Raw genomic sequence first — 9,406 nt, forward strand, 5'->3', positions numbered from 1 at the left:
GCGGGGTACTTCCACCACTACTGACGGTAATCCGGCCCGACGGGGCCCATGGAGGTAATTTCCTTGGCTGCTGCGCGTAACGCGAACATGCCCACTCCCAAGAACGGACGCAACGCGAAGCGACTGTCTTTCGCGAAGGTCACCGACACCCTCACCGTACCCGATCTCCTCGCCCTCCAGACCGAGTCGTTCGACTGGCTCGTGGGCAACGACGCGTGGAAGACGCGTGTGGAGGAGGGCCTCGAGTCCGGTCGCACCGACCTGGCCGAGGCGAGCGGCCTCGAGGAGATCTTCGAGGAGATCTCGCCCATCGAGGACCTCGGCGAGACCATGCAGCTGAGCTTCACCAACCCGGAGCTCGAGCCCGCCAAGTACTCGATCGACGAGTGCAAGGAGAAGAGCAAGACCTACTCGGCGCCGCTCTACGTGAACGCCGAGTTCATGAACCACCTCACCGGCGAGATCAAGACCCAGACGGTCTTCATGGGCGACTTCCCGCTCATGACCCCGAAGGGCACCTTCGTCATCAACGGCACCGAGCGCGTCGTCGTCTCGCAGCTCGTGCGCTCGCCCGGCGTGTACTTCGAGCGCGCGCAGGAGAAGACCTCCGACAAGGACATCTACTCCGCCCGCGTCATCCCGAGCCGCGGCGCCTGGCTCGAGTTCGAGATCGACAAGCGCGACCAGGTCGGCGTGCGCATCGACCGCAAGCGCAAGCAGTCGGTCACCGTGTTCCTCAAGGCCCTCGGCCTCACCTCGGAGGAGATCCTCGAGGAGTTCGCCGGCTACGAGTCGATCGCCCTCACCCTCGAGAAGGACAACATCCTCACGAAGGAAGAGGCGCTCAAGGACATCTACCGCAAGCTCCGTCCGGGCGAGCAGGTCGCCGCCGAGGCCGCCCGCGCGCTGCTGGACAACTTCTACTTCAACCCGAAGCGCTACGACCTCGCCAAGGTCGGCCGGTACAAGATCAACAACAAGCTCGGCCTCGAGGCCCCGCTGTCCGACTCGGTGCTGACCGTCCAGGACATCGTCTCGACGATCAAGTACCTGGTCGCGCTGCACGACGAGCGCAAGACCCTGCCGGGTCGCCGCGGTGGCAAGGACGTCGAGCTCCGCCTCGACGTCGACGACATCGACAACTTCGGCAACCGTCGCATCCGCGCCGTCGGCGAACTGATCCAGAACCAGGTCCGCACCGGCCTCTCGCGCATGGAGCGCGTGGTCCGCGAGCGCATGACCACCCAGGACATCGAGGCGATCACGCCGCAGACCCTGATCAACGTGCGCCCCGTCGTGGCCGCGATCAAGGAGTTCTTCGGCACCTCGCAGCTGTCGCAGTTCATGGACCAGAACAACCCGCTGGCCGGCCTGACGCACAAGCGCCGCCTGTCGGCGCTCGGCCCGGGCGGCCTCTCGCGCGACCGCGCGGGCGTCGAGGTCCGCGACGTGCACCCCTCGCACTACGGCCGCATGTGCCCGATCGAGACGCCGGAAGGCCCGAACATCGGCCTCATCGGCTCGCTCGCGTCGTTCGCGCGCATCAACTCGTTCGGCTTCATCGAGACCCCGTACCGCCGGGTCGAGAACGGCCGGGTCACCGAGCACATCGACTACCTGACCGCGATGGACGAGAAGGACCACGTCGTCGCCCAGGCGAACGCCCCCCTGAAGAAGGACGGGCACTTCGTCGAGGAGCGCGTGCTGGCCCGCAAGACCGGCGGCGAGGTCGACCTCATCCCCGCCGACGAGATCGGCTACATGGACGTCTCGCCCCGCCAGATGGTGTCGGTCGCGACCTCGCTCATCCCGTTCCTCGAGCACGACGACGCGAACCGCGCCCTCATGGGCGCGAACATGCAGCGCCAGGCCGTGCCGCTGCTGCGCAGCGACTCGCCCTACGTCGGCACCGGCATGGAGGGCTACGCCGCGATCGACGCCGGTGACGTGCTCACCGCCGACGCCTCGGGCGTCGTCTCGGAGGTCTCCGCGGACTTCGTGACCGTGCAGCTCGACGAGGGCGGCACGCACACCTACTGGCTGCGCAAGTTCGACCGCTCGAACCAGGGCACCTCGTACAACCACCGCGTGATCGTCAACGCCGGTGAGCGCATCGAGGCCGGCGAGGTCATCGCCGACGGCCCCGCGACCGACAACGGCGAGCTCGCGCTCGGCAAGAACCTCCTCGTGGCGTTCATGCCGTGGGAGGGCCACAACTTCGAGGACGCGATCATCCTCAGCCAGAACCTGGTGAAGGACGACGTCCTCTCCTCGATCCACATCGAGGAGTACGAGGTCGACGCCCGCGACACCAAGCTCGGCAAGGAGGAGATCACCCGCGACCTCCCGAACGTGAGCCCCGACCTGCTGGCCGACCTCGACGAGCGCGGCATCATCCGCATCGGCGCCGAGGTCCGCCCCGGCGACATCCTCGTCGGCAAGGTCACGCCGAAGGGCGAGACCGAGCTCAGCGCCGAGGAGCGCCTGCTCCGCGCGATCTTCAACGAGAAGAGCCGCGAGGTGCGCGACACGTCGCTCAAGGTCCCCCACGGCGAGCAGGGCACGATCATCGGCGTCAAGGTGTTCGACGCGCAGGACGGCGACGACGAGCTCGGCTCGGGCGTCAACCAGCGCGTGGTCGTCTACATCGCCCAGAAGCGCAAGATCACCGAGGGCGACAAGCTCGCCGGCCGCCACGGCAACAAGGGCGTCATCTCGAAGATCCTGCCGGTCGAGGACATGCCGTTCCTCGCCGACGGCACGCCGGTCGACGTGATCCTGAACCCGCTCGGCATCCCCGGCCGCATGAACTTCGGCCAGGTGCTGGAGACCCACCTCGGGTGGGTCGCCAAGCAGGGCTGGAAGGTCGAGGGCGAGCCGGAGTGGGCCGCGCGCCTGCCCGAGGTCGCCCGCGAGGCGGAGCCCGGCTCGAAGGTTGCCACCCCCGTGTTCGACGGTGCGCTCGAGGAGGAGATCGCAGGTCTCCTCGACTCGACCCACCCGAACCGCGACGGCGAGCGCCTGATCGACTCCAGCGGCAAGACGCAGCTGTTCGACGGCCGCTCGGGCGAGCCCTTCCCGTACCCCACCTCGGTCGGCTACATGTACATCCTGAAGCTGCACCACCTCGTGGACGACAAGATCCACGCGCGCTCGACGGGCCCGTACTCGATGATCACCCAGCAGCCGCTCGGCGGTAAGGCCCAGTTCGGCGGCCAGCGCTTCGGTGAGATGGAGGTCTGGGCGCTCGAGGCGTACGGCGCCGCATACGCGCTGCAGGAGCTGCTCACCATCAAGTCCGACGACATCCTCGGCCGCGTCAAGGTGTACGAGGCGATCGTCAAGGGCGAGAACATCCAGGAGCCCGGCATCCCCGAGTCCTTCAAGGTGCTCATGAAGGAGATGCAGTCGCTCTGCCTGAACGTCGAGGTGCTGTCGGCAGACGGCACGGCGGTCAGCCTGCGCGACACGGATGACGAGGCCTTCCGCGCTGCGGAGGAGCTCGGCATCAACATCTCCACCCGGTTCGAGTCGTCGAACATCGACGAGATCTGAACCAGGCCGATAGAAGAACCTCAGGAACATCTCTAGGAGAGAAATTGCTCGACGCAACCACTTTTGACGAGCTTCGCATCGGCCTGGCAACCGCCGAGGACATCCGCCGCTGGTCGTACGGCGAGGTCAAGAAGCCCGAGACGATCAACTACCGCACGCTCAAGCCCGAGAAGGACGGCCTCTTCGGCGAGCAGATCTTCGGACCGAGCCGCGACTGGGAGTGCTCGTGCGGCAAGTACAAGCGCGTCCGCTTCAAGGGCATCGTCTGCGAGCGCTGCGGTGTCGAGGTCACGAAGTCGTCCGTGCGCCGTGAGCGCATGGGCCACATCGAGCTGGCCGCGCCCGTCACGCACATCTGGTACTTCAAGGGCGTGCCCTCGCGCCTCGGGTACCTGCTCGACATGGCCCCGAAGGACCTCGAGAAGGTCATCTACTTCGCGGCGTACATGATCATCGACATCGACGAGGAGGGTCGCCACGCCGACCTGCCCGGGCTCGAGAACGAGCTCCGCCTCGAGATCAAGACGATCGGCGACCAGCGCGACGCGCGCATCGCCGAGCTCATGACCCGCAAGGAGGAGGAGCTCGCGCAGCTCGAGGCCGACGGTGCCAAGAGCGACCAGAAGAAGCGCGCCGAGGCCGCCGCCGACAAGGAGATGGCCGGCGTCCGCAAGTCGGCCGACGAGCAGGTCGCGCACCTCGAGCGCGTCTGGGACGAGTTCCGCACGCTGAAGGTCGGCGACCTGAAGCCCGAGGACCCGGTGTTCCACGAGCTCCAGGACCGCTTCGGCATCTACTTCGACGCCTACATGGGCGCCGAGGCGATCAAGCAGCGCCTCGAGAGCTTCGACCTGAAGGCCGAGGCCGACGACCTGCACCTGCAGATCGCCGAGGGCAAGGGCCAGAAGAAGATCCGTGCGATCAAGCGCCTGCGCGTGGTCAACTCGTTCCTCGCCACCGGCAACTCGCCGGCCGCGATGGTCCTGGACGTCGTCCCGGTCATCCCGCCGGAGCTGCGTCCGATGGTGCAGCTCGACGGTGGCCGCTTCGCGACCTCCGACCTGAACGACCTGTACCGCCGCGTGATCAACCGCAACAACCGCCTCCGTCGCCTGCTCGACCTCGGCGCGCCCGAGATCATCGTGAACAACGAGAAGCGGATGCTGCAGGAGGCCGTCGACGCGCTGTTCGACAACGGCCGTCGTGGCCGCCCGGTCACGGGTACCGGCAACCGCGCGCTCAAGTCGCTGTCCGACATGCTCAAGGGCAAGCAGGGCCGGTTCCGCCAGAACCTGCTCGGCAAGCGCGTCGACTACTCGGGCCGTTCGGTCATCGTGGTCGGCCCGCAGCTGAAGCTGCACCAGTGCGGCCTGCCCAAGCAGATGGCGCTCGAGCTGTTCAAGCCGTTCGTCATCAAGCGCCTGATCGACCTGAGCCACGCGCAGAACATCAAGGCCGCCAAGCGCATGGTGGAGCGTTCGCGCCCGCAGGTGTGGGACGTGCTCGAGGAGATCATCCGCGAGCGCCCCGTGCTGCTGAACCGCGCGCCCACGCTGCACCGCCTCGGCATCCAGGCCTTCGAGCCGCAGCTCGTCGAGGGCAAGGCCATCCAGCTGCACCCGCTCGTCTGCGCCGCGTTCAACGCGGACTTCGACGGCGACCAGATGGCCGTGCACCTGCCGCTGTCGGTCGAGGCCCAGGCCGAGGCCCGCATCCTGATGCTCGCCTCGAACAACATCCTGAAGCCGTCGGACGGCCGTCCGGTGACCCTGCCCTCGCAGGACATGATCATCGGCCTGCACCACCTGACGACGGTGCGCAAGGAGGCCGAGCGCGAGAACGGCGAGTTCCGCGGCAAGTCGTTCGCGTCGATCGCCGAGGCGATCCTCGCGTTCGATCAGAACCGTCCGGGCGACATCCGCCTGGACCTCGGCGAGGAGGTGAAGATCCGTCTCGACGGTCTGCACTTCGCCGAGGGCGACGCGCCCGAGGGCTTCGAGCCGGGCAAGCCGTTCGCGCTGGAGACGACCCTCGGTCGTGCCCTCTTCAACGAGGCGCTGCCGACGGACTACCCGTACTTCAACGCGCAGGCCGGCAAGGGCCAGATCTCGCAGATCGTCAACGACCTCGCCGAGCGCTACCCCAAGGTGGAGGTCGCCGCGACCCTCGACCGGATCAAGGACGCCGGCTTCCGCTGGGCGACCCGCTCCGGCGTGACCGTCGCGCTCTCCGACGTCGTGGCGCCCCCGCAGAAGGCGGAGATCGTGGCGAAGCACGAGAAGGAGGCCGCGAAGGTCCAGGCGCAGTTCGAGAAGGGTCTGACGACCGACCTCGAGCGTCGCCAGGAGCTCATCCAGATCTGGACGAAGGCCACCGACGAGGTCGCCCACGCCATGCGCGAGAACTTCCCCGAGGACAACACCATCAACCGCATGGTGTCGTCGGGTGCTCGTGGTAACTGGCTGCAGGTGCGCAACATCGCCGGTATGCGAGGCCTGGTGAACAACCCGAAGGGTGAGATCATCCCGCGCCCGATCATCTCGAGCTACCGCGAGGGCCTGACCGTGGCGGAGTACTTCATCGCCACGCACGGTGCCCGCAAGGGCCTCGCCGACACCGCGCTCCGCACCGCGGACTCGGGCTACCTGACGCGTCGTCTGGTCGACGTCTCGCAGGACGTCATCATCCGCGAGGAGGACTGCGGCACGACTCGCGGCCTGGCGTTCACGATCGCCGAGGCCGACGAGGCGGGCGTGCTCCGCGAGGCGGCCGACGTCGACAACTCGGTGTACTCGCGCAACCTGGCATCCGACGCCGTCGACGCCAAGGGCGAGGTGCTGGCCGAGGCCGGCGCCGACGTGGGCGACGTGCTCATCGACCGCCTGGTCAAGGCGGGCGTCGAGTCGATCAAGGTCCGCTCGGTGCTTACCTGCGAGTCGAGCGTCGGCGTCTGCGCGAAGTGCTACGGCCGTTCGCTCGCGACCGGCAAGCTCGTCGACATCGGCGAGGCCGTCGGCATCATCGCGGCCCAGTCGATCGGCGAGCCCGGCACGCAGCTGACCATGCGTACCTTCCACACCGGTGGTTCCGCGTCGGCGGACGACATCACGCAGGGTCTGCCCCGCGTGCAGGAGCTCTTCGAGGCCCGCACCCCCAAGGGCGCGTCGCCGATCGCGGAGGCCCCCGGCAAGATCACGATCGACGAGACCGAGAAGCAGCGCAAGGTGATCCTCACCCCCGACAACGGGGACGAGCCGATCGCGTACAACGTGCTCAAGCGCTCGACCCTCCTGGTCGAGGACGGCCAGCACGTCGAGCTCGGCGAGCAGATCATCGTCGGTACGGTCGACCCGAAGGAGGTGCTCCGCGTCAAGGGCGTCCGCGCCGTGCAGAAGCACCTCGTCGAGGGCGTGCAGGACGTGTACCGCTCGCAGGGCGTGCCGATCCACGACAAGCACATCGAGGTCATCGTGCGCCAGATGCTGCGCAAGGTCACCGTCGTCGACCACGGCGACACCGACCTGCTGCCGGGCGAGCTCGTCGACCGCAGCCGGTACAACGAGATCAACCGCGCGTCGCTGACCGAGGGCAAGAAGACCGCCTCGGCCCGCCAGGAGGTCATGGGCATCACCAAGGCCTCGCTCGCGACCGAGTCGTGGCTGTCGGCCGCGTCCTTCCAGGAGACGACCCGCGTGCTCACGCAGGCCGCCATGGAGGGCAAGTCCGACCCGCTCGTCGGCCTCAAGGAGAACGTCATCATCGGAAAGCTGATCCCGGCCGGTACCGGGCTCGGCAAGTACCGCAACGTGACGGTCGAGGCGACCGAGGAGGCGAAGGCGGAGCGCTACCCGAACCGCATCTTCTCCGAGGACGCGGTCTTCTCCGAGGGCGACCTGAGCTTCGTCGACTTCGACTCGTTCTCGAGCGACGACTTCACCCCCGGCAACTACCAGTAGTCACGCCGACACGCACGAGGGCCCCGGAGCGATCCGGGGCCCTCGTCGTGTGTGGAGAACGTGCGGACCGGATGAGGTGCTCGTCTAGGCTCGCCGGGGCGAAGGGAACCTGCGATGGCGAGTGACAACGGGGCGGCCGGCGGGCGCCGGTCCCGCACCATCCCGATCCTGATCTCCGTGGCGAGCGTGCTCGCGGTCGCGAGCGCGGTGATGGTCGCGCTGCTCCTCGTCGCCCCGGCGGACGCGTCGGACCCCGTCGCCGTGCCGTCGAGCGCTGCGACTCCCGAGCCGACGACGGATGCCGCTCCGAGCGAGCCATCGCCGTCGGCGGCGACGGATCCGCGTGCGCTGGTGCCGGACACCTGCGAGGGGATCTACACGCGCGACTGGGCGACCGAGCTGGACCCGCTGGTGCTGAACCCCGCGTGGGCGGCGCCCGAGGGACTGCGCGGCTCGAAGGACCCGGTGCTCACCGGGCTCCTCGACCGGGGCACGACGGAACTCATCTGCACATGGGGCTTTCCCACCCACCCCGGCCACTTCGGCATCACCACCGAGATCGCGACTGTGGGCGAGGCGCTCGCCGAAGAGTCGGTGGTGGCCGCTGCCGGTCAGGGCTACGACTGCTATGACGAGCTCACCGGCACCCGGTGCATCATCCAGTGGGAGCACTCCGAGGGTGACGGTCGGGGCGGCGAATCGCACTTCCTCCGCGACGGGCTGTGGTCGGCGACCTCCTGGGTGAACGTCCCCGCCGACGGCTACACCCACGACATCGTCGCGGCGATCTGGGGCTGAGCCCACCGGCCGTCCGACCGGCGGCACACCCCGCGACACCCGTGCGCGGCGCCCGGCTGAGGGCGGCTCGCGTTGCTAGAGTGACCGCGACGGGGCGCTCGGCGCGCCCGGAAGGGGTGCCACATGAGCGACACGACGCCCGGATCTCGGCCCGAGGACGAGCCCACGAGCACGCCGCAGGCCGACACCGGTGAGACCGACACGACGACGGGTGCGGATGCCGCGCCGGCCGACGCCGCACCGGCGTCCGAGCCGCCCGCACCGCCTGCGCCGCCCGCCGAGACCCCGCAGGAGTCGGACACCTCCGAGCTCGATGCCGCCGTGCAGCGCGCCCAGGCCGACCACCCGGCGCCCGCGGCCGAGGCCGCCGAGGAGCCCGCTGCCGAGGCCGAGGCCCCGCAGTCCGAGGAGACGCCCGCCGCCGAGGAGTCCGAGGCGCCCACCGAGCGCATGCCCGCCGCCGACGAGGCTCCGACGACCGAGCCGCCCGCTCCGGTGGCACCGGCCGCGCCGGCACCGCCCGAGTCCGAGCAGCAGCGCGCCATCTACGTGCAGGCCCCCACGCCGCCGCGCGCGAAGGGCAACCGCGGGTTCGGCGTGCTCGTCGGACTGATCGCGACCGTCGCATTCGCCGCGCTCTACGCGCTCGCCGGCTACCTGCTGGTGTTCGTGCAGGGCTCGACCGCCGAACCGGTGGACGCGTTCGTGCAGTTCCTCGGCCACCCCGCGTTCTGGGTGCCCGTGCTCGTATTCTTCCTGGCCTTCATCCTGCTGGCCGCGATCGTCAACCGGAACGGCTGGTGGGCGTACGCGGTGTTCGGCCTGCTGGTCGGCATCGTCGTCTACTTCTCGTACGTCGGCGGCGCGCTGGTGGGCGAGGCCTGGAACCTGACCCCCGCCGAGGTCGGCGACTTCGTCGCGGCGCGCTGGCTCGACCCGCGCGCGATCCTCGCCGGCGTCTTCGCCCGCGAGGTGACGCTGTGGTTCGGCGCCTGGGTCGCCGCCCGCGGCCGCACCGTGACCGCCCGCAACCGCGCGGCGGTCGAGGAGTACGACCGCCAGCTCCAGGCGGGACCGCAGCTGTCGCGCCCCTGAGT

General features: G+C 68.9%; 4 protein-coding genes. All 4 read left to right on the top strand.

Annotated features, from left to right (window positions below; translation table 11 throughout):
- The first annotated feature begins 63 nt into the window (after window positions 1–63).
- On the top strand, window positions 64–3,555 hold the full coding sequence (rpoB, locus tag QMG39_RS10875; RefSeq protein WP_281884860.1) for a DNA-directed RNA polymerase subunit beta: 3,492 nt from the start codon (window positions 64–66) through the stop codon (window positions 3,553–3,555).
- 44 nt (window positions 3,556–3,599) lie between these two features.
- Window positions 3,600–7,511, top strand: coding sequence for a DNA-directed RNA polymerase subunit beta' (gene rpoC, locus QMG39_RS10880; RefSeq protein WP_281884862.1), 3,912 nt, complete (start codon window positions 3,600–3,602; stop codon window positions 7,509–7,511).
- Between the two features lie 114 nt (window positions 7,512–7,625).
- A complete protein-coding gene (locus tag QMG39_RS10885) occupies window positions 7,626–8,309 on the top strand; it encodes a hypothetical protein (RefSeq protein ID WP_281884864.1) in 684 nt (227 codons plus the stop codon).
- A gap of 123 nt (window positions 8,310–8,432) precedes the next feature.
- Window positions 8,433–9,404 carry a hypothetical protein gene (locus QMG39_RS10890; RefSeq protein ID WP_281884865.1) on the top strand — a complete coding sequence of 324 codons (972 nt, stop codon included), beginning with the start codon at window positions 8,433–8,435 and terminating at the stop codon, window positions 9,402–9,404.
- Window positions 9,405–9,406 lie beyond the last annotated feature (2 nt).

This window comes from Agromyces rhizosphaerae, from assembly GCF_027925245.1.
GTDB lineage: Bacteria > Actinomycetota > Actinomycetes > Actinomycetales > Microbacteriaceae > Agromyces > Agromyces rhizosphaerae.